Origin of the sequence: Pseudoalteromonas sp. SCSIO 43095 (assembly GCF_023650455.1) — a bacterium.
In the GTDB taxonomy this organism is placed as follows: domain Bacteria; phylum Pseudomonadota; class Gammaproteobacteria; order Enterobacterales; family Alteromonadaceae; genus Pseudoalteromonas; species Pseudoalteromonas tetraodonis.
This window is the reverse complement of record NZ_CP087995.1, coordinates 2,510,426-2,532,014: the sequence shown is the minus strand read 5'-3', so window position 1 is coordinate 2,532,014 and position 21,589 is coordinate 2,510,426. Positions and strand designations below refer to the sequence as shown.

Sequence of the window (21,589 nt, the reverse complement as noted above, 5' to 3'; positions counted from 1 at the left end):
TCCTTAGGTGTTCTATGTTATTAAAACGAAAAGTATACCTCAGCCTTATTCTGGCTGTTGCTGCTCCTTTAGCAATATCTACTCTCATCTTTTCCAATAGTATTCGCTCAAATACAGAAGAAAAACTAGCAAAAGTAGATTTACCGACTGCGCTTAGTGAAGTTAAAAGCCAAATAGAGCTGGAACTTTCTACACCTATTGTTGTAGGCAAAGAAATAGCGCAAAACTTATTTGTGCAGCAATGGATGAATAATAATGAAGATGCGCAAAGCCGAGGTAAATTTATTGATTACCTCAAACATATAAAAGATAAAAACCAAGCCAGTAACGCATATATTATTTCTAAAAACTCCCGTAACTATTACACCGATGAAGGTATTTCTAGGCAAATAGACAGTAGTGATACTTGGTTTGATGCTTTTTTAGCATCGGATAGATCATTTGAAGTAGCGCTCGACATAGATAAAGGCAGCTCTGAGGTGATGGTATTTATTAATTATGCCATTGAGCTTGATGGGCAACGACAAGGAATTGCTGGGATTGGGCGTTCGCTCGATTCTATGGTGGATCTCATAAGTGAATATAGGATAGGTGAGGGCGGCATTGTTTATTTGGTCTCTGGTAGTGGCGAGATTATGCTGCATGGTAATAAAACTAAAATAGGGCAATCTGTTGACTTGGCGCCGATTAAAAATGGGGCAATTCAAAGTAAAGTAATTGATGGTGATGACTATGCTGTATCAAGTACGCCTGTAAACTCATTGGGTTGGCATCTAGTTGCTGAAATTCCCCAAGAGCAATTATATGGCGCAATTAATAGTGCTATTAATACTAATATCATTTTTGGTGTAATTATTGCGCTTGTAGGTTTAGCGTCAGCACGCGTGTTGGTAGGGCAAATATTTAGGCCAATCGAAAACATTACTGCAGCAGTGAATGCGTTAACAGAAAAAGATGGCGATTTAACAGCGCGACTCCCTACTGATGATAATAATGAAATTTCAGACTTAGCGGTTAAGTTTAATCTGTTTTTAGAGCAGTTACATTATATGTTCAAACAGGTTTCTGAGTCGGCAATTCATGTTAAAGGTATTTCCCAAGATGTGCTTGAGCAAGTGCAAGGTGCGGCAAATTTAGCTGAAGTGCAATCATCGAGTACGCAAGCGGTGGCGGCAGCCGTTAATGAGATGGAGGTTACGGTTCAGGATATTTCTGGTAGTGCCAGTAATGCAGCAGATATTGCTACTAAAACCGAAGAAACGACGCACAAAGGGGTTGAGTTTGTGCAAAGCACGATTAAACAAATGGAACAACTGGAAGCGTCAATGGCCAACTCTGTGGCCTCGGTGTTAGAACTCTCGACAGAGATTAAATCAATCTCTCATGTATTGGATGTAATTAAAGGGATTTCCGAGCAAACTAATTTATTGGCGTTAAATGCGGCTATTGAGGCTGCTAGAGCGGGTGAGCAGGGCCGTGGCTTTGCGGTAGTTGCTGACGAAGTAAGAACGCTTGCGCAACGTACCGCGGAGTCTACAGAGCAAATTAATGAGATGATTGATTCGTTAAATGCTAAAGCTTCAAGCACGGTAACAGCGATTGAATTGGGCAGCAAAAACACCCTAGAAAATGCCGAGCGCTTAAAAGAAACCGGCCATACATTAAATGGTATTTCACAGGAAATTGTAATACTAAGCGAGTTAAACAACTCAGTGGCTACTGCAACGCGAGAGCAAACACTAGCGACCTCAGAAATTAGCCAAAATATTGTGATGATTTCCGATTCGGCAGAGCAAACCAAAGAAAATATGAAAAAGTCAGAGCAGCTTTGTAATGGTTTAAATAAAGAATGGAATATTTTAAGGGATTTACTGGGTAAGTTTACGCTTTAAACACGATTTAATTAAAAATCGGTTGAGCGAGGAAATCATCATAGTTATAGTGCTCTCGCCTATAACTATGATGTTGTAATGGCGGTTAGTTTTTACGGTAAATCTCGTGATCCATTTCGTAAATATTTACGCTTAAACTGTCAGAGGCTCTGCAATACGTTTGCAAGCAGGCTAGTAATTGCTCACTTAGTAGTTGCTTTTGCTCAATGGAACGCCCAGCCATAATATGCACCGCAATATGAATAAACCCTTCTTTACCCACACCTAACTGATAATGCTGATAAGCAATAGCGCGAGTCTTTATTGTTTCTAAATCAAATAAGCCACTTTCAAACGTTGTTGTATGGATTTTTTCCACAAGAACTTGAGGTAGTAAAGGCAGATCTTCTGAGTGTTCAATAATAATGTGTGGCATTTAACGTATCCTCTTTAGATTGGTTTATTTAATTATACCAAACGGGTTTGTACACGCTAACCCCATAACGCTTAATTTTTAAAATGAGACTAGAACATATTTTTAGCAATAAACTCATTTAAGCAATTACAAGACCTGTAGCGTGTTTAATTTTAGATTTATTATGGCAAAAATTTTTGGTTGATACGTTTTATGTCAATTTGTGGTGACTTATACGAAGTGCACACAAGCCAGTTGGTATTTGTAATTGCAATTTATGAAATAAGTAACGAAAACATCATGCGCGAATGTTATGACTCAGAGGCTGCGTGGGGCAGTGATAACGAATACTGTAGCGATATTACCCGTAACGACGAAGGTAACATTGTAAAAACTCTACAGCGTGAACATAACTTGGATGAGTTAACTGCGCGCGGTTACGATGTCGTTGCAACTTACAAATATGACATCGGCAGCTATGGCAACTTGTTATTTAAGCTTTATTACAATCACATTATTGAAAACTCGCAAACCTATAAAGGGTTAGATGGTAACAGTGTTACTTCACAGTATGCAGGTTATGGGCGCTCAAAAGATAAAGCCGCTATGTCGATTGTATGGAAAATGGATGATTTACTTATCCGCTGGCGTACAAATTACGTAGGCGCGTTTAAAGCAAGCCAAGAAGATGAGAAAGACTACCTTGAGTATGTTGCTGCAAACGATGAGCGCTGTGCTGCGGGCGATGCCGGTTGTATTGCAAACCCAGAGCCACTTGCGTATCAAGATTATGGCTCATTTTTATAGCATAGTTTATCAGTGTCTTACACTCTGGCACTGACTGATAAAAGTGACTTACGTGTATTTGGCGGTATTAACAATGTATTTGACGACAAAGGGGCATTTTACCCAAGTGGTCGTGGTAACTTTTATAGTGGCTACGGCGGCGGTGCCGGTCGTTATGTTTATCTAGGTGCACAATATAGCTTTTAATAACCTTTAGCTGTATTTGTTTGCAAAGGCACTCCCTCGGGCGCGCCTTTTTTATTGTGTATCTTGCTGCGAGATACCCTTTAAACCATTACAGTATTGAGTTGGTGGATAAAATTTGTTTTATCGCGGTGAAAGCGTTTAGTATAAGGCGTAACTTAATTTTTAATATGAACGAAGGACTTGCTATGAAGTATCTCAAAATGGGTGGTTTAATTGTATGCTTAGCAGGGCTTGCAGGGTGCTCTGATGATGTTGCTTCAGTAAGTCTTGGGCTATTTACCACTAAAGATGTGGTGGTTAATTCACAGCAAGACCCGCTAGTGACCGGTGTAACCTGTCATATTAGCCATATTGAGGCGAATTTAGATTTTTCAGACCCCTCAGATATGTCGATTGCCTGTCGTCAAACGGGGCCAATAACGCCAGACCAATTACAGTCTATCGACCGCAGTAAATCCGGTGAAGTCGTGTTTAAATCATCTAAGAGTATTTTGTTTAAGTCATTAAAAGTGCGCCGTATTTATGATGCTAAAACACATACATTATTATATTTATCATACTCAACGAAAGAGTCTACGGGCAGTCATCATCATGCGCTCTCTACGGTGCCTTTATACAATACACAAGCATGGCAATGGGCGAAGGGGCAAGAGTAGTTTATGTTAGCTCTATTTAAATCAAAGCCCTTATTGGCAGAACAAGAACAACAATGGCTGATTGATACCTTTATTTGGGCAGCAGAAAACTTTGATTTGGATTTTTTTACCAAACACAGCCAAGTTATTTTACCAACGGTTGAGTTTTTTCCTGACTCGGTTTCAAGTATTGAGGAAATGGCCAGCAAAGTGTTTGCGCGTGTTAAGCAATACGCTGGTATGAATGAATGGCCAGTAACCTTGGTTGCACCGCAACAATTACAACCACAGGTGTTTCCACACTTTGAATTTAGTCAGCATTTACGTGGCGAAGAGTGTCATTTAATAGTACCAGCCAGTCATACTATTAATGTGTCGTTTAACCCTAATCAAATTAATCAACCGCAAGATTTAGTGGCGAGTTTTGCCGGTACGCTTGCCACCATATTAATTCATCACGTAGGGGTATTACCCCCAGGTGGTAAAGAGTATTTACCGCAAGCCACTGATGCTTTAGCGTGTTTTTTAGGCTTTGGGGTAATGATGAGCAATACCGTGTACCAGTTTAAAGGTGGCTGTGGCTCATGTTATAACCCGTATGCAAATCGCGAAGCGACGCTCAGTGAAACGCATACCGTATTTATGCATGCGTTAGTGAGCTACTTTAAGCAAGATAAACACTCCAAAAAACATTTAAAACCGCATTTACGAGGCCAATTTAAAAAAGCGCAAAAAGAAATAAAAGCCTTGATTAATCAATCGGCTAACCCATTATTACAGGCTATTTCGCCAGAGCAAGCCAGTTAAGCATGAACTATATCGATGAATTTTTATTAATTGCAGTGGCTCATTTTTTTGCGGTGGCAAGCCCTGGGCCCGACTTTGCGGTAGTCCTTAAACAAAGTGTACAACACGGCAGGCGCAATGCGTTATGGACAAGTGCCGGTGTTGGTGTGGCTATTTTATTACACATAGCCTATTGTGTATTGGGAGTTGCGCTGGTGTTAACTCAATCACCTGCTTTGTTTATGGCGCTTAAATATATAGCGGGCGCGTATTTAGCGTATTTAGGCGTGCAGGCATTGCGCGCCGCTAAACCTACAAATACCTCATCAGAACCGGCTGCAAAACCCAGCCTTGCAGCTGAGTCACCATGGCGCGCGTTTCGACGTGGCTTTTTTACCAATGCACTTAACCCTAAGGCTACGTTATTTTTTATGTCGTTGTTTACCTTAGTGATTAACCCAACTACGCCGGTAATAATACAAATGGGATACGGCGTTTATATGGCGCTTGCTACCTGGGCTTGGTTTTCTATTTTGTCGCTATTGTTATCAAAAGCGCGTGTACGTGATTTTTTTCAGCAAAGTGGTTATTGGTTCGACCGCGGCATTGGCATTATTTTAATCGCACTGGCTGTGCGAGTTGTTATTTAAAGAAGGAATAGTATGGCGTTATATAATTTTTCGTTTGGCTCTAATATGTCATCTAATCGTTTATTGGCACGTTTACCTAATGCAAAACGTGTGGGTACGGCACTTTTAAAGGGCTATAAGTTAACCTTTAATATGGCCTTTTCAGATGGTTCAGGTAAATGCACTATTGTGCCCACCAATGAACCCGATGCTGTGGTATATGGGGTGGTGTATCAGCTTAATGAAGCCGAAAAAGAGATCTTAGATAAAATTGAAGGCCCTAATTACGACTGTGTTGATTTAACCGTGAGCCTTCTAGATGACGGTGACATTAATGTACACTGCTACATAGCAAACACACATGACGACACACTGCTACCTTATGATTGGTACGTGCAGCATGTATACCGCGGCGCACTTGAGGCGGGCGTACCCGAACACTACAGTCAACGGATTTTAGCTTACCCAAGTAAGCAAGATACTAATAAAGCGCGCGCCGAAATAGAATTTGCGGTTCATCAAGACTAAACAAAAATAATAACCTAAGGTAACACTATGAAACTAAAAAAATTAGCCACAGCCGCATTATTGGCTGGCTGGGCATTTACGAGCTCTGCAGCGGTTGATACCGATAAAATTTCAGAGGTGATCAACGCCTCAATGACACGTTTTGATGTACCCGGAATGGCCGTTGCCATTGTTGAAAATGACAAAGTCGTATTCGCTAAAGGCTTTGGTGTTGCCAACCTCAATACTAATAGCAAGGTGAATAAAGACACTTTATTTGGCATTGCTTCAAATACCAAGGCATTTACCAGTGCAGCATTGGCTAAGCTGGTGGATGAAGGTAAGTTAAGCTGGGATGACCGCGTAATTGACCATATTCCTGAGTTTAGATTGTACGACTCTTACGTTACTCGTGAAATGCGCATACGCGATCTACTTAGTCATCGTAGCGGTTTAGGGCTTGGTCAAGGCGATTTAATGATTTGGCCAAGTACAGATAAATCGGTAGCCGATATTTTATCTGGGCTGAAATATTTAAAACCCGCGAGCAGTTTTCGTAGCCAATATGCTTACAACAACCTAATGTTTGTTACCGCTGGTGAAGTTGTTGCGCGTATATCGGGGATGAGCTGGAACGACTACATTGAAAAAAATATTCTACAGCCACTTAACATGACTAACTCGCGCGCTGGCTTTTCGCGTATCGCAAAAAATAACAAAAACTGGGCGATTGGACACATCCCAATGGATGGCAAATTGCATCCTTTTTTTGTTAATTACCTTGAAGACTTTCGAGGGGCAGGCGCCATTGCATCAAGCGTAAACGATATGAGCCAATGGCTACGTACTCAACTTGCTGGTGGCAAAATGCCTAATGGCGAGCAGTTATTTAGTGAAAAGCAGCAAGCACAAATGTGGCATCCACATATTACGTCAATGGCATCTAAAAGTGCCTATAAAGCGTATCATCAACAATTTAGAGGTTACGGATTAGGTTGGAGTATAGAAGATTACCACGGCGTTAAAAAGCTGGCACATGGTGGCGGCATTTTAGGTATGGTATCGCAGGTGACTTTACTACCAGAAAAAAACGTAGGGATTGTGATATTAAGCAACCAACAAGCATTTTCTGCATTATCGGCAGTGACTCATGAAGTACTTGAAGATGTACTCGAGCTTGAAGATAAAGATTGGGTTGAAGAGTTAGCTAAAAAGCATTTTGCAGGTAAAGAAAAAGCCTATGCTAACGCCGCACCAAAAGCGCCAACAGATATTCAACCGCAATTGCCTAATATAAACTACACCGGTACATTACATGATGATTGGTATGGCGATGTAATTGTTGAAGAACTAGATGGTAAATTACGCATTGATTTTACCCATACAAAACGCCTTAAAGGTGAGCTGAAGCATTACACAGGTAATACTTTTATTGTGAAGTGGGATGAAAAGTTATTAGAGGCAGATGCCTTTATTCGCTTTTCTATGAGCGCCGATAACCGCGTAGAATCAGCGAAAATGAATGCAGTTTCAACGCAGGTAACCGATTTTAGCTTTGATTTTAGAAATCTCGATTTAAAAGCTAAATAACCATAACTTTGGTTAAATAGTCGTTTAGTATCAACCAAAGTCGCAAAGCCACCACAAGGTGGCTTTGTTATACTCGTTAAGCAACTTATATTTGGAGTTAGCTATGCGCACTGCGATTATTTCTCATCCTCACTGTCGTAAACATAAAATGATTGAAGATCATCCAGAATGCCCAGAGCGTTTAGATGCGATTAATGACCGTTTACTTGCTAGTGGACTGGATGTGGCTATAGAGCAAAAACAAGCCCCTAAAGCACTGCGCGAACATTATTTATTGGCGCACAGTGAGCAGCATATTAAGCATGTAGAAGACATGATCCCAAACGAAGGGCTCAGCGATCTTGATGGAGATACGTGGTTATGCCCCGACTCTTTAAAGGCCATTGAGCGTGCAGTCGGAGCAGGGTTACTCGCTGTTGATGAGATTTTAGAGGGTAAGTTAGACGCTGCGTTTTGTTCAGTACGCCCGCCAGGACATCACGCTAACCGAGATAGCTCTTCTGGTTTTTGTGTGTTTAATAACCTTGCGATTGCAGTTAAATATGCACAAAGCAAAGGGGTAAAACGCATTGCCATTGTTGATTTTGACGTACACCATGGTAATGGGACTCAAGATATTTTTATGGATGATGAAAATGTGTTGCTGTGCTCGTTATTTCAATATCCATTTTACCCTAATACCGCCATTAAAAATAATGCCACACTGGTAAATTCACCTTTACCGATAGCTAGTGATGGTGCTGATTTAAAAGCACTTTATGAGCAACAATGGCTACCAAAATTGACAGAGTTTAAGCCTGAGCTACTTTTTATAAGCGCGGGATTTGACGCACATTTAGAAGATGACATGGCCAGTCTTAAGTTTGTTGAAAGTGATTATATATGGCTTACTGAGCAGTTAGCGCAATTTAGCCAACAGCATCATTGTTTAGGTATTATTTCTTATTTAGAGGGAGGATACTCACTGTCGGCACTCGGGCGCAGCGCGATTGCACACGTTAAAGCGCTAGTTGATTTCGGCGAGTAACCTGAATGCCTGATCTGGAGTTAGCTGCTCTATTTTACTTAAGCAGCATTGCCCTTCTTTTGCTAAATATTCTTTTACTAGCTCTGCTAATTGGCTTGCACTGAGCGCCGTGAGCGAATGGCCGCTCAAGCTTTGATAGCCACTAACCTTATCTAAAATAATAACTTTTTGCTGCTCACTTGCTTCCATAGTGTAAATAAAGTCGTGTAAATCATTGGCGTGCTCCATTAGCTCAATTTCATCATTATAAATAATAATTTGTGGGTAACTGATGCTCATCTATTGTCCTAAATCAAATTGTTTTTTACTGAATAATTTATAGTCATTAATTGGTTTAATTTTGGAAGTAGAAGCAATGCCTCACACTAGCCGCTATCAAAAAGTATGCGATGTTTTTACCAATAAGGTGATCGCCTGCGCTAAGGATACCCCTTTAATTGAGGCGGTGAAACTAATGCGAGCGCATAATGTTAGCGCTATTTTTGTAAAACAACAGCAACAAATAATAGGCGTATGGACTGAAACCGATTGTTTAACACTTAACTTTTCTAATCACTCACTTAGGCAGTTAGCGATTGAAAGCGTTATGTCGAGCCCTGTATTAAGTGTGCCCAGTCAACAATTATTAACCGAGACGGCCATGGTGTTTAATAAGCAGGGTGTAAGGCATTTGTTAGTAACCGATACAAATGACATTCCCAGCGGCGTGATCAGCATTACAGATATTGTAAACAATCAAGGGCTAGAGCATTACTTACAATTTAGACCTATTAATGATCAATATAATAAAAACATACGGATAGTACCGAGTTCATTGGCAATCAATGACGCGGTGGGCATGATGCGTGAATACGCAGAGAAAGTGATTTTGGTGTTTAATGAGGATGAAAATGTTCATGGCATTATTACTCAGCGCGACTTACTAAAGCTCATCACCGAGCAGCATAATCATCTTGTTTGTTGGGATTTAGCCAGTCGCCCCCTTTATCAGATAAGCCCCCAAGACAGCCTTTTTGATGCTTACAGGTTGATGTCGGAAAGTAATATTCGGCATTTAGTGGTTAGCGAAAACGATCAAATTAATGGCGTGTTGTCGCTTGAAAACTTAATTAATGAAATTGAAACGGCTTATTGTTGTGAGCTTGAAAAAGTACTTCAGCAGCGTGATATTGCACTGCAGCACTCACAGCGTAATTTATTTTTAGCCAATAAAATTATCGACTCCTCTCTAGATGGCATCATGATCACCGACTCGAATGGAGTGATTATGCAAGTAAACCCTGCATTTACCCATTTAACCGGTTACAAAGAATATGAGGTGATTGGTAAGCGACCCAATATGTTGAGTTCAGGGCGTCATGATAAAAACTTTTATATAAAAATGTGGGATTCGCTTGCCAAAACAGGGGTATGGCAGGGGGAAATTCATAATTGTAAAAAATCTGGCGATATTTATATTGAGTGGCTCAGTATTATAGAAATAAAAGAGCCAAGTCATAGTGAGGTGATTTACGCCGCTATTTTTAGTGACATAACTGAGCGAAAAAGCGCAGAAGAAAAAGTGGTGCAGTTAGCGTATTTTGATGAGCTAACTGGCTTACCTAACCGGCGTTTATTTAACGATAGACTTTCTATGGCACTGGCCTCAGCGCACAGAGATAAACAGATGCTAGCGGTAATGTTTATTGACCTTGACCGTTTTAAAGAGGTGAATGACAGCTTAGGTCACAATGCCGGTGACATGCTATTAAAATTAGTATCAGAGCGCATCATCAATAGCTTAAATGAGGGTGATACGCTGGCGCGATTAGGGGGAGATGAGTTTGTTGTATTATGCGAAATAAATAATGTAGAAGGTGCTATCACCCTTGCTGAGAGTATTTTAAATCACTTAAATACACCGTTTAAGCTTGAAGGCTTTGAGGTTGGTGTTACTGCGTCCATAGGGGCGGCTGTTTACCCTGATGATGGCTTAGACAGTGAAACATTATTAAAGCATGCTGATATTGCCATGTATCGCTCAAAAGATGTCGGTCGCAATTCGTTTCAGTTGTTTCAACCGTCAATGAATGCCCGATCTTTAGAGCGTTTAGCGATGATGAGCCGGTTTCAGCATGCACTCGAAAATGATGAGTTTGAGCTTTATTTTCAGCCTAAAAAATGTTTAAAAACAGGGTTGATTATGGGAGCTGAAGCACTGCTGCGTTGGCATGACCCTGATTTAGGCACTATTTCACCGGCGCAGTTTATTCCGCTTGCTGAAGAGCTAGGTTTAGTGGTGCGTTTAGATTTATGGGTTATAAACCAAGCAGGTAAAGAGTTAACCCTTTGGCAAGCGCAGGGGATTGATGCCGGACGTTTAGCGATTAATGTATCTGCGTGTCATTTAAGCCAAGGTAAGTTGGCTGATAATATTAAAGCGATGCTTACTCGTTACCAATTACCTGGCAGCTTACTTGAAATTGAGCTGACCGAAAGCAGCTTTATTAGCTCGTTTTCACAGGCAAAAGAGCAACTACAACAGCTCAAAGCGCTGGGCGTGCATATTGCGCTGGATGATTTTGGTACGGGGTATTCTGCACTCAGTTATTTAACCAAATTACCGTTTAACACATTAAAAATTGATGCGAGCTTTATTGCTAAGATTCCTGATGAGTATGGCAATAGCCAAATTGTGGCGGCCATTATAGCCATGGCGACAAGTTTAGGATTGGATGTGGTTGCTGAGGGCGTTGAGCATGCCTCGCAAGAGGCACACTTAGTCGAAATAGGCTGCAATGTTATTCAGGGCTATTATTATTGCCATCCATTAACGCAGCAGCAGTGGATAGCATTTTATAACCAAGCAGCAAAAGATTATTCTGAGTCTACACTCACTTCATAAGAGGTGAACTTACGAATATTAATAACGCCGTTATCAAAAATTAAATATTGGCCTTTAATGCCTTGTAAAATACCGCTAACAACGGGGTTTTTATCAAAGTTAAATGAGCTAATTTTACTTGGGTATTCGCTTACAGGAAAATCAAGATGCACAACGTCTTGGTCAAGCTGTTCAATAGCGGTTGCGCCAAATAATTCACTCAGCTCGGTTAGTTTTTCGCTAATTTGTGGAATAAGCTCAGCAGCCGCTGCTTTTAAATCAAGAACGTCGTTTTGTCCTTTGAGCATATTGCGCCAATTGGTTTTATCAGCAATAAACTGCGCGAGCGCCACTTCCACTAAGCCCGACTGTAAACGAGTTTGTACTTTAAAAATAGGTAATGCTTGGGTTGCCCCTTGGTCAATCCAACGGGTAGGTATTTGTGTGTAGCGAGTAATGCCTACTTTTAACCCTGATGTATTAGCTAGATACACATAATGCGGGATCATGCAGTTTTCTTCACCCCACTGTGGCTCGCGACAGGTGCCTTGATCGTAATGGCAGGTTTCAGGTTTCATGATACACATGTCGCAACTTGCAAGCTTGCGCATACATACAAAGCAATGCCCTTGAGAATAGCTTTTTTTAGTTTTTTTACCACAGTTAGAACACAAAATTGTGCCACTAAAAGTGAGAGTCAATTGTTTACCTATTAAAGCATTTAAATCAACCAGTTCATCACCTACAGGTAAATGATATTGAACGGGTTCTGTTAAGCTCGACTTTAATTTGCGCAGTGTACCTTGCATCTTTACTTGGCCCCAAAGATGTTAAAAAGGGGAGTTTAACATTTTTAGGCGGTATTGGCTGTTCAAGAAGTCTAAATAATTATCATAAGAGAGTGCTTTTGCGTACAAATAGCCTTGGGTACGGGTCAGCTTTCATAGTGTTGATCAGCTGGTGAACTTCTTGAGTTTCTACTCCCTCAATCGTGATAGTAAGGCCCAAGTTATGCGCTATATCTATGGCTATTTGCACAATGACCTGATGAGCCCGGTTATCGGTTAAATCAAACACAAACGACTTATCTACTTTAAGTTCACTAAAGTGATAGTTAACTAAGTAGCTAAATGATGAATAATCAGTACCAAAGTCGTCTAACATCACCTTAACGCCCAGTGTGGCAAGTTCACCAACTAAGGTGACTAACGCATCTTGATTTTCGACAAACGCCGATTCAGTCAGCTCAAACTTCAATAAATGAGGGGCAACCTGATACTTTTATTGAGCCGATATATGGTGAGATGATCTACCATCGGGTTATCAAAGTGGGCAACCACATCTTCTTGTTGGCTGCTTTTATTTTCTAAATCGAGGCGTAACCAATAATTTTGCTGTTCAAAGCTCCAAGGTATATCGTTAAATTCTTGCTGTGTAAATAGCGCCTGCTTGGTCATTACTTCTGCAAAACTTTGTGTTTTGCTTTTGTCTATGTAATACGCATAATCGAGGTAAACAGAGGTTATTTTATCTATGGTATAGCGTGATGGCATGATAGCGTAAAATTTTAAATTCCAATATTAATCTATGTCCAGATTACTTTTTTATAGTGTAGCAGTAAAAAGCGCAGATAATCTGCGCTTTTATAAAATTTACTCGTTAGTTATCAATCGTTATGATTGTTCACGAGCAATTGCGCGATAAGCAATGTCAGTACGGTACTCCATGCCATCCCAGTTGATTTCATCAACCAGTTTATAGGCACGCTGCTGCGCTTGTGTAACTGTATTACCCAGTGCAGTAGCACACAGTACACGACCACCGGCAGTCACTACGTTATCGCCGTCTTGCTTAGTCCCTGCATGGAAGACTTTTTCGCCTTCAGGGTAAGTTACTTTCAAGCCACTAATAGCATCGCCTTTCGGGTAGTTATCAGGGTAGCCTTTAGCGGCTAAAACAACACCTACTGCAGCGCGTGAATCAAACTCAATGGTGGTTTTATCAAGCTCTACACGGTTAGCAGCTTCAATTAATTCAACTAAGTCTGATTGTAAGCGTAGCATCATAGGTTGTGTTTCAGGATCGCCAAAACGACAGTTATATTCAATAACCTTTGGTGTACCTGTCTCATCTATCATCAAGCCTGCATACAAAAAGCCAGTGTACGGATGGCCTTCGCTAGCCATACCTTCTACCGTTGGGTAGATCACTTCGTTCATAATGCGCTGATGAATTTCATCGGTTACTACAGGCGCTGGTGAGTATGCACCCATACCACCGGTGTTAGGACCTTGATCGCCATTGTAAGCGCGTTTATGGTCTTGGCTGGTTGCAAACGGCAGTACGTTTTTACCATCAACCATGACAATAAACGACGCTTCTTCACCTTCTAAAAACTCTTCAATGACTACACGACTACCGGCGTCACCAAAGGCATTACCCGCAAGCATATCGCGAATAGCCTCTTCAGCATCGCGTTCGGTCATGGCAACAATAACGCCTTTACCAGCCGCTAAACCATCGGCTTTAATAACAATCGGTGCGCCTTTCTCTTTTAAGTAGGCAAGCGCAGGGTCGATTTGTTCAAACGTTTGGTAATCAGCGGTTGGGATAGCATGACGTGCTAAAAAGTCTTTAGTGAACGATTTAGACCCTTCAAGCTGGGCTGCACCGGCGGTTGGGCCAAAAATAGCTAAGCCGTGTTCACGGAACTTATCAACAACACCTAATACTAGTGGCACTTCAGGGCCAACAATGGTTAGCTCAACATTATTTTGTTGGGCAAAGCTAAGTAGCCCATCAAGGTCTTCAACGTTAATTGCTACGTTCTCAAGTTTTGGCTCAAGAGCTGTGCCCGCATTACCTGGAGCAACATAAACAGTGTTTACTTTTGTATTTTGAGCGGCTTTGAACGCAAGTGCGTGTTCGCGGCCGCCGCTGCCAATGACTAATACATTCATGGCGAATATCCTATTTAAAGCGGTTTTTTAAATTTCAGCGTCATACGGTCGCTTTCACCTATGGCTTTATATTTAGCGGCATCTTGCTCGCCAAGTCTAAGGCTCGGTGGAAGGGTCCATACCCCTTTAGGGTGATCGGCTGTATCAAGAGGGTTTGCATTAATATCGCTTTTTGCTTCAAGTTCAAAACCTGCTTGTTCAGCAAGTGCAATAACTACACTTTGCTTCATATAACCTGATGATTTTTGCATCTCATCATCTTGCTCTTCTGGTAGGCGGTGTTCAACCACACCTAAAGTGCCGCCAGGTTTAAGTGCTTTGTAAAAAGACTTAAACGCATTGCTTGCAGCTTCTTTATCTTTGCTCATGTACCAGTTATGAACATTACGAAAAGTCAGTACCATATCGGCGCTAGCCGCAGGAGCAATATCTAAATGTGTAGAAGGGGCAAACTCAGTGAGTTTAACGTGACTAAAGCGGGTATCTTCAGCGATTTTAGCCTTAAAGCCAGCAAGAGAACGTTGGTAATAACCAACCGATGAATCAGCAGGGAAGTGCGCAGCATAATAGGTGCCTTGCTCTTTCAGCGCTGGCGCTAAAATTTCACTGTACCAACCACCACCTGGGGCAATTTCTACCACGGTCATAGATGGTTTAAAGCCAAAAAATTCGAGTGTTTCTACAGGATTGCGGTATTGATCGCGCTCACTGCTACGCTCGCTTGCTTTAACTGCATTTGTTAATGCTGAGTCGTGGCCATGGTTGTGTGCCAATACCATTGTTGAGCTTAATGACAGTGTGGCAACCAGTAGAGATTTTAGTGCAAATTTCATCGTCTAATCCTTCACATTATAATTGTTAGTCATGGTTATAGAATAAGCAGAATACGTGAATTTGGTGCAAACAAAAAGAGCTAACTGAACCCGTTAGCTCTTTATGCGATTAATGACGGAAGTGGCGCATACCGGTAAACACCATTGCCATACCAGCTTCGTCAGCGGCAGCAATTACTTCTTCATCGCGCATTGAACCACCCGGTTGAATAACCGCGGTAATACCTGCTGCGGCTGCAGCATCAATGCCATCACGGAATGGGAAAAATGCATCTGATGCCATTACCGAGCCTTTTACTTCAAGGTTTTCATCAGCGGCTTTAATACCGGCAATTTTAGCTGAGTAAACGCGGCTCATTTGGCCTGCGCCAACACCAATAGTCATACCGTCGCGGGCATAAACAATGGCGTTTGATTTAACAAATTTAGCCACTTTCCAACAGAACAGTAAGTCTTTAAGTTCTTGCTCAGAAGGCTGGCGCTTAGAGACAACCGTTAAGTCGCCTTGCGTTACCATACCTAAATCACGGTCTTGAATAAGTACACCGCCATTAACACGTTTAATGTCATGGCCTGTGCCTTTAGCAGAGAACTCACCACACTCTAATAAACGTACGTTTTGTTTAGCTGATACTATTTGAGCGGCTTCTGCACTCACGCTTGGCGCAATAATAACTTCAACAAATTGACGTTCAACAATCGCTTGTGCAGTCTTAGCATCAAGTTCTTGGTTAAAAGCAATAATGCCGCCAAACGCTGACGTTGGATCAGTTTTGAAGGCGCGATCGTATGCTTCTAAGATATTTTCGCCAATTGAAACACCACATGGATTAGCATGTTTTACAATAACACACGCCGGTACATCAAATTCTTTAACACACTCAAGTGCGGCATCGGTGTCGGCAATATTGTTAAACGATAATGCTTTACCTTGCAGTTGAGTGGCTGTCGCCACTGACGCTTCAGAGATGTCGTTTTCAACATAAAACGCGGCATCTTGATGCGAATTTTCACCGTAACGCATATCTTGTTTTTTAGTGAATTGCATATTGATAGTACGCGGGAACTTAGTATCGATAGCAGCTTCCTCTGTGTAATCAGGAACCATTTTACCGAAGTAGTTAGCAATCATGCCATCGTACTGCGCTGTATGCTCATACGCTGCAATAGCTAAGTCAAAGCGAGTTTTGTAGGTTGTTGAGCCATTGTTATTTTGCATTTCGCTAATAACACGGTCGTAGTCGTTTGCGTTAACAACAATCGTCACATCTTTGTGATTTTTAGCTGCCGCACGTACCATCGTTGGGCCGCCAATATCGATGTTTTCTATAGCATCTTCAAGGCTGCAGTTTTCTTGAGCGACAGTATTCGCAAAGGGGTATAAGTTAACTACAACGATGTCGATAGCAGAAATATTGTTATCTGCCATTACGCCTTCATCTTGGCCACGACGAGCAAGAATACCGCCATGAATTTTTGGGTGTAGGGTTTTTACGCGACCATCCATGATCTCAGGGTGTCCGGTGTGATCTGATACTTCGGTAACTTTAATCGCATTATCAGCAAGTAGTTTACACGTGCCGCCAGTTGAGAGTATTTCAACACCTTGTGCTTCTAGTGCACGGGCAAATTCAACAATGCCGGTTTTGTCTGACACACTCAAAAGTGCGCGACGTATAGGACGATGTGTATCCATTGTAGTTTGATTTCCTCAGTTAATGAGCTAGCTTAGAAGCGCGTATTTTAACTGATTACGACTTAAAAAACGACTTATAACGACCCATAAAGCGTGAGCATTTTGCAATTTCGTTAATAAATTTTACAAATAAAAAAAGCACCCTAAGGTGCTTTTTACTCAAAATACTTTATACCAGCTGTATTGGATTAGTAAGCAATTATAACGACAGAGAAATAAGTCAATAACAAGGCAAAAATTTTGCTGTGTAGTTATTCTACATAAAAAATTTTTAACGCAATTAGGGGCTTATTTAGCTCGTTAGAATGATTACGGTTTCAATATAGCTGGTATCAGTTCATACCGTATTTTTTAAGCTTTTTACGTAAAGTACCACGGTTGATACCTAGTAAAATTGCCGCACGAGTTTGATTGCCACGTGTGTAAGTCATTACTTCTTCAAGCAATGGCGCTTCTAGCTCAGAAAGAACAAGGTCGTAAACGTCTTGCACATCTTGACCGTTAAGCTGCTTTAAGTAGTGGTGAACAGCTTTTTTCACTGCATCACGCAATGGCTGCGGTTTCTCGTGTGACTGAACATGAGGGTTAGTGATAAATGGAGAAGTCACGTTTTGTTCGAACATTATAAAGTCTCTTTCTTTCTTAGTTAGCTGCTAGTGTTTTAAAGTATTGCTCTAATGCGACGACCTGTGCCTCTGAATTGTCGAGCGCATTAAATACTCGCCTAAACTGACCGTCACTGTCATGGGTTTGCAAATACCAAGATACATGTTTGCGAGCGATTCGTGCTCCCATTGGCTCACCGTAAAACATATGGAGGTTGGTTAAATGCTCCATTAAAATACTGCGCACCTCTGCAATAGCAGGTGGCTGCATATGTTCACCAGTTCGCAAATAGTGGTCTATCTCCCTAAATATCCAAGGGCGACCTTGGGCGGCTCGACCAATCATAATGGCATCTGCACCCGTATAGTCCAAAACCTGCTTTGCTTTTTCAGGTGATGTAATATCACCATTAGCAACGACAGGTATCGACACTGAACGTTTTATATCCCTAATTGTGGCGTACTCAGCATCACCTTTATACATACATGCGCGCGTGCGACCATGCACAGCCAGTGATGCAATGCCATAACGTTCAGCTATTCTTGCAATCTCTACACCATTACGGTTGTCCTGATCCCATCCGGTACGGATTTTAAGTGTCACAGGTATATCAACCGCATTTACTACGGCATCAATAATCTCTTCCACGAGTTCTGGAAACTGTAATAAGGCTGAGCCTGCAAGTTTCTTGTTCACTTTTTTTGCTGGGCACCCCATATTGATATCTATGATCTGTGCACCGTTTGCAACATTGAATTGTGCGGCCTGTGCCATAAGCTCAGGGTCTGCTCCTGCAATTTGCACCGCACGTATACCCGACTCACCAGAATGATCCATTCGGTTCATCGACTTTTCGGTTTTCCAAACCTTCGGATTAGACGACAGCATTTCAGACACAGCAAGGCCAGCGCCTAAACGACGACATAGCTGTCTAAATGGTCTGTCCGTTATGCCCGCCATAGGCGCGACAATGACATTATTCTCAAGTTGGTATGAACCGATACGCACGATATTCAATAGGCCTCTTTTCAAGGGGCGCTAAGTTTACGGCTTTTTGCGCAAAAATCAAAGGCTATAAATTGAACAAAAGTGACTTTTTTTTGCTCTTTTCGTATTGACATTTGATAACCGTATGACGAAGCGGTTTATTTGTGTGAATTTTGAACGGTCGTTGTTTTTATAATAAAAAATCTTTATTTTTTATTATGTAAAAAAATAGTAAAGCCTGTTAAATACAGGCTTTAGATACGATTTTTGAGTTAATACTCTAAATTTTTTAATAACGCACTATTATGCTTTTTTAATGCCACTTACTCGGGTCCAATCGCCTTCAATGGCAATTTCATCGAGCTCAATAAAGGGCGCATATATATCAGCAACCGATTGTGCTTGTTCTTCTAAAATGCCCGACATGGCAATTTTACCGCCTGGCTTTAATAACCCTAAAATAACACTATGAAGCTCACGAAGTGGTTGCGCTAAAATATTTGCCACTACAATATCAGCAGTAAACTCAGGTTGAGTTTCTGGAAGGTACACTTCAAGCTTGTCAGCAACACCATTGCGATTAGCGTTATCTAGGCTTGCTTCCAGCGCTTGTGGGTCAATGTCTATCCCAATCATGCGCTCAGCACCTAATTTTATTGCTGCAATACCCAATATGCCTGAGCCACAGCCAAAATCGACCACGGTTTTACCAGTTAAGTCTTGGCTTTCTAACCATTTTAAACACAGTGCTGTAGTGGCGTGTGTACCAGTACCAAAAGCAAGACCAGGATCAAGTAGTACATTGACTGCGTCTGGGTCTGGAATGTCGCGCCAGCTTGGACAAATCCAGAGTTTTTCGCCAAATTGAATAGGGTGAAAGTTATCCATCCACTCACGTTCCCAGTCTTTATCTTCGAGTTGCTCAATTTTGTAAACTAAATTGTCTTTTAGCTCATCATGGCGTTTTAATAACGCAACCACTGCGTTCATATCGTGATTAGCTTCGAACAAGCCAATTACTGTGGTGTCAGCCCAAAATACAACAGTGCCAATTTTAGGCTCATAGATAGGCGTGTCTTTAGCATCAATAAAAGTAACAGAAGCACTGCCTGCTTCCATTAATAGGTCACTGACTGCATCAGCAGTTGCAGCATTGGCATTGATACGGATTTGGATCCAAGCCATGTTTATTTCCTTGAAATAGAAAAAAGGCCGCTACAGCGGCCTTTTAAGTTAACTCATAATGTAACGCTAGATTATTTAGCGTCTAAAAAGCTTTTCAGTAAATCAGAGCGAGAAGGGTGACGTAATTTACGCAGTGCCTTCGCCTCAATTTGACGAATACGTTCACGTGTTACGTCAAACTGTTTACCTACTTCTTCTAACGTGTGGTCGGTATTCATATCAATACCAAAACGCATACGTAGTACTTTCGCTTCACGGGCTGTTAAGCCAGCGAGCACGTCGTTAGTTGCGCCACGAAGAGACTCCATTGTTGCCGAATCGATTGGCGAATCAATAGTCGTATCTTCGATAAAGTCACCTAAGTGCGAATCTTCATCATCACCAATTGGTGTTTCCATTGAAATTGGCTCTTTTGCAATCTTAAGTACCTTACGGATTTTATCCTCAGGCATCATCATGCGTTCAGCTAATTCTTCTGGATTTGGCTCACGACCCATTTCTTGTAACATTTGACGTGAAATACGATTCAATTTATTGATCGTTTCAATCATATGTACTGGAATACGGATTGTTCTTGCTTGGTCAGCAATAGAGCGCGTAATTGCTTGACGGATCCACCACGTAGCATAAGTTGAAAACTTATAACCACGACGGTATTCAAACTTATCAACCGCTTTCATCAAACCAATGTTACCTTCTTGGATTAAATCTAAGAACTGTAAACCACGGTTGGTGTATTTTTTAGCGATTGAAATTACAAGACGTAAGTTTGCTTCTACCATCTCTTTTTTAGCACGGCGCGCTTTCGCTTCACCAATACTCATGCGACGGTTTATATCTTTAATACGTTCAATGCTTAAGCCTGTGCTTTCTTCCATTGAAGTAAGTTTGCTAATACAGCGAAGTATTTCAGGCTTCACTTCTTCAAGTTTAGCTGAATGCTTTTCGTTTGCTGCAATTTCAATATCAAGCCATGCTGTGTCAGTTTCGTTGTTTGCAAAATGCTTAACAAAGGTTTTCTTTGGCAGCTTTGAAACTTGAACTGCATGCTTCATGATAAGACGTTCTTGAACGCGAACTCTGTCCATCATTTCACGCATGTTATTAACCATGCGATCAAACTGTTTAGGCACGAGTTTAAAGGTTCTGAACAGCTCACCGATTTCTAAAATAGCGGCTTGAGACTCTGGATGAGAGCGACCTTTCTTATCGAATGTTTCACGTGCTTTGGTGTATAAATCACGTAAATTTTCGAAATGGATGCGCGCTTCTTCAGGATCTGGACCTGTATCTACTTCTTCTTCGTCTTCATCATCGCTGTCATCGTCATCATCATCGCTGTCATCAAGCTGTTTTTCACTTAATTCAGAACCAATGTTGGTGGCAGCAATAGGTGGTGCTTCTTCTGCATCAGGATCGAAAAAGCCAGAGATAATATCGCTAAGGCGCATCTCTTCTGCTTCAAACTTATCCCACTGTTCAAGTAGGTAAGTGATCGCTTCTGGGTATTCAGCAACCGAAATTTGAACTTGGTTAATGCCTTCTTCAATGCGCTTAGCGATAACAATTTCGCCTTCACGGGTAAGAAGTTCAACAGTACCCATTTCACGCATATACATGCGAACAGGGTCAGTTGTACGGCCAATTTCTTTTTCTACAGTAGCAAGGGCTGCAGCGGCAGCTTCCGCTGCGTCTTCGTCTGTCGTGGTTTCTTGCATCATTAATTCATCGGCATCAGGCGCGTTTTCGCTAACCTTGATACCCATGTCATTAATCATGCTAATGATATCTTCTACTTGATCTGAGTCGATAATATCTTGTGGAAGGTGATCATTAACTTCTGCAAAAGTTAAGTAACCTTGCTCTTTACCTTTTTGAATCAGAAGTTTTAATTGTGACTGAGGAGTTGGATCCATAGAGATTGTTTCTTCCACTCTGATAAGTTGATACAACAGGCGTCATCATGGAGTTTGCTCAAAGGCTAACCAGAATAATGTGACGCAGTG

21 protein-coding genes and 1 pseudogene are annotated in these 21,589 nt (G+C 41.4%); 10 read left to right on the top strand and 12 right to left on the bottom strand.

What is annotated here, in order from left to right:
• Positions 1–14: 14 nt before the first annotated feature.
• Positions 15–1,892, top strand: a complete 1,878-nt coding sequence (locus LOC50_RS11905) for a methyl-accepting chemotaxis protein (RefSeq protein WP_250653274.1) — start codon at positions 15–17, stop codon at positions 1,890–1,892.
• 85 nt (positions 1,893–1,977) lie between these two features.
• Here LOC50_RS11905 and LOC50_RS11900 read toward each other — a convergent pair whose 3' ends face one another.
• The gene (locus LOC50_RS11900) at positions 1,978–2,307 is read right to left on the bottom strand and encodes a 5-carboxymethyl-2-hydroxymuconate Delta-isomerase (protein ID WP_013465979.1); all 330 of its coding nucleotides are present in this window, start codon (positions 2,305–2,307) and stop codon (positions 1,978–1,980) included.
• A gap of 192 nt (positions 2,308–2,499) precedes the next feature.
• Between LOC50_RS11900 and LOC50_RS11895 the strand changes: the two genes are divergently transcribed.
• The 8 genes from LOC50_RS11895 to LOC50_RS11860 all read left to right on the top strand — a co-directional run bounded on the left by LOC50_RS11895 (position 2,500) and on the right by LOC50_RS11860 (position 8,453).
• On the top strand, positions 2,500–3,093 hold the full coding sequence (locus LOC50_RS11895) for a hypothetical protein (RefSeq protein ID WP_250653273.1): 594 nt from the start codon (positions 2,500–2,502) through the stop codon (positions 3,091–3,093).
• A 12-nt stretch (positions 3,094–3,105) separates the two neighbouring features.
• A complete protein-coding gene (locus LOC50_RS11890; protein WP_250653272.1) occupies positions 3,106–3,279 on the top strand; it encodes a TonB-dependent receptor in 174 nt (57 codons plus the stop codon).
• Positions 3,280–3,464: 185 nt separating this feature from the next.
• Positions 3,465–3,935, top strand: a complete 471-nt coding sequence (locus tag LOC50_RS11885) for a CreA family protein (RefSeq protein ID WP_013465976.1) — start codon at positions 3,465–3,467, stop codon at positions 3,933–3,935.
• A gap of 3 nt (positions 3,936–3,938) precedes the next feature.
• Positions 3,939–4,721, top strand: a complete 783-nt coding sequence (locus LOC50_RS11880) for a hypothetical protein (RefSeq protein ID WP_069439802.1) — start codon at positions 3,939–3,941, stop codon at positions 4,719–4,721.
• Between the two features lie 2 nt (positions 4,722–4,723).
• Positions 4,724–5,350, top strand: a complete 627-nt coding sequence (locus tag LOC50_RS11875; RefSeq protein WP_138626241.1) for a LysE family translocator — start codon at positions 4,724–4,726, stop codon at positions 5,348–5,350.
• Between the two features lie 12 nt (positions 5,351–5,362).
• Positions 5,363–5,857 carry a gamma-glutamylcyclotransferase family protein gene (locus LOC50_RS11870; RefSeq protein ID WP_036980263.1) on the top strand — a complete coding sequence of 165 codons (495 nt, stop codon included), beginning with the start codon at positions 5,363–5,365 and terminating at the stop codon, positions 5,855–5,857.
• Between the two features lie 27 nt (positions 5,858–5,884).
• A complete protein-coding gene (locus LOC50_RS11865; protein ID WP_036980262.1) occupies positions 5,885–7,426 on the top strand; it encodes a serine hydrolase in 1,542 nt (513 codons plus the stop codon).
• Positions 7,427–7,529: 103 nt separating this feature from the next.
• Positions 7,530–8,453 carry a histone deacetylase family protein gene (locus LOC50_RS11860; RefSeq protein WP_028835586.1) on the top strand — a complete coding sequence of 308 codons (924 nt, stop codon included), beginning with the start codon at positions 7,530–7,532 and terminating at the stop codon, positions 8,451–8,453.
• On the opposite strand, the gene LOC50_RS11855 is transcribed toward LOC50_RS11860, so the two are convergent.
• A complete protein-coding gene (locus LOC50_RS11855) occupies positions 8,433–8,732 on the bottom strand; it encodes a DUF4144 family protein (protein WP_069439807.1) in 300 nt (99 codons plus the stop codon). The genes LOC50_RS11860 and LOC50_RS11855 overlap by 21 nt on opposite strands.
• A gap of 76 nt (positions 8,733–8,808) precedes the next feature.
• Between LOC50_RS11855 and LOC50_RS11850 the strand changes: the two genes are divergently transcribed.
• Positions 8,809–11,337, top strand: coding sequence for an EAL domain-containing protein (locus LOC50_RS11850; protein WP_250653271.1), 2,529 nt, complete (start codon positions 8,809–8,811; stop codon positions 11,335–11,337).
• On the opposite strand, the gene LOC50_RS11845 is transcribed toward LOC50_RS11850, so the two are convergent.
• The 10 genes and pseudogenes from LOC50_RS11845 to rpoD all read right to left on the bottom strand — a co-directional run bounded on the left by LOC50_RS11845 (position 11,310) and on the right by rpoD (position 21,499).
• Positions 11,310–12,125 carry a DUF2797 domain-containing protein gene (locus LOC50_RS11845; protein WP_250653270.1) on the bottom strand — a complete coding sequence of 272 codons (816 nt, stop codon included), beginning with the start codon at positions 12,123–12,125 and terminating at the stop codon, positions 11,310–11,312. The two genes, LOC50_RS11850 and LOC50_RS11845, sit on opposite strands and share 28 nt — an antisense overlap.
• 21 nt (positions 12,126–12,146) lie before the next feature.
• A pseudogene (locus LOC50_RS11840) lies at positions 12,147–12,597 on the bottom strand (EAL domain-containing protein); the annotation flags it as partial.
• Complete coding sequence (locus LOC50_RS17500; protein ID WP_350309921.1) at positions 12,570–12,773, bottom strand: 7TM-DISM domain-containing protein; 204 nt, start codon at positions 12,771–12,773, stop codon at positions 12,570–12,572. The gene LOC50_RS17500 and the pseudogene LOC50_RS11840, both read right to left, overlap by 28 nt.
• A 216-nt stretch (positions 12,774–12,989) precedes the next feature.
• Positions 12,990–14,276 carry a phosphoribosylamine--glycine ligase gene (purD, locus tag LOC50_RS11835; protein ID WP_036980257.1) on the bottom strand — a complete coding sequence of 429 codons (1,287 nt, stop codon included), beginning with the start codon at positions 14,274–14,276 and terminating at the stop codon, positions 12,990–12,992.
• A gap of 14 nt (positions 14,277–14,290) precedes the next feature.
• Complete coding sequence (locus LOC50_RS11830; RefSeq protein ID WP_250653269.1) at positions 14,291–15,109, bottom strand: class I SAM-dependent methyltransferase; 819 nt, start codon at positions 15,107–15,109, stop codon at positions 14,291–14,293.
• Between the two features lie 109 nt (positions 15,110–15,218).
• Positions 15,219–16,805 (bottom strand): bifunctional phosphoribosylaminoimidazolecarboxamide formyltransferase/IMP cyclohydrolase, encoded by a 1,587-nt coding sequence (purH, locus tag LOC50_RS11825; protein ID WP_036980255.1) that lies wholly within the window; start codon positions 16,803–16,805, stop codon positions 15,219–15,221.
• A gap of 332 nt (positions 16,806–17,137) precedes the next feature.
• Complete coding sequence (gene fis / locus LOC50_RS11820) at positions 17,138–17,428, bottom strand: DNA-binding transcriptional regulator Fis (protein WP_002957804.1); 291 nt, start codon at positions 17,426–17,428, stop codon at positions 17,138–17,140.
• A 19-nt stretch (positions 17,429–17,447) separates the two neighbouring features.
• Positions 17,448–18,419 (bottom strand): tRNA dihydrouridine synthase DusB, encoded by a 972-nt coding sequence (gene dusB / locus LOC50_RS11815; protein WP_171034673.1) that lies wholly within the window; start codon positions 18,417–18,419, stop codon positions 17,448–17,450.
• 282 nt (positions 18,420–18,701) lie between these two features.
• Positions 18,702–19,583 (bottom strand): 50S ribosomal protein L11 methyltransferase, encoded by an 882-nt coding sequence (prmA, locus tag LOC50_RS11810; RefSeq protein WP_250653268.1) that lies wholly within the window; start codon positions 19,581–19,583, stop codon positions 18,702–18,704.
• Positions 19,584–19,654: 71 nt separating this feature from the next.
• A complete protein-coding gene (gene rpoD / locus LOC50_RS11805) occupies positions 19,655–21,499 on the bottom strand; it encodes an RNA polymerase sigma factor RpoD (protein ID WP_028835594.1) in 1,845 nt (614 codons plus the stop codon).
• Positions 21,500–21,589: the final 90 nt, after the last annotated feature.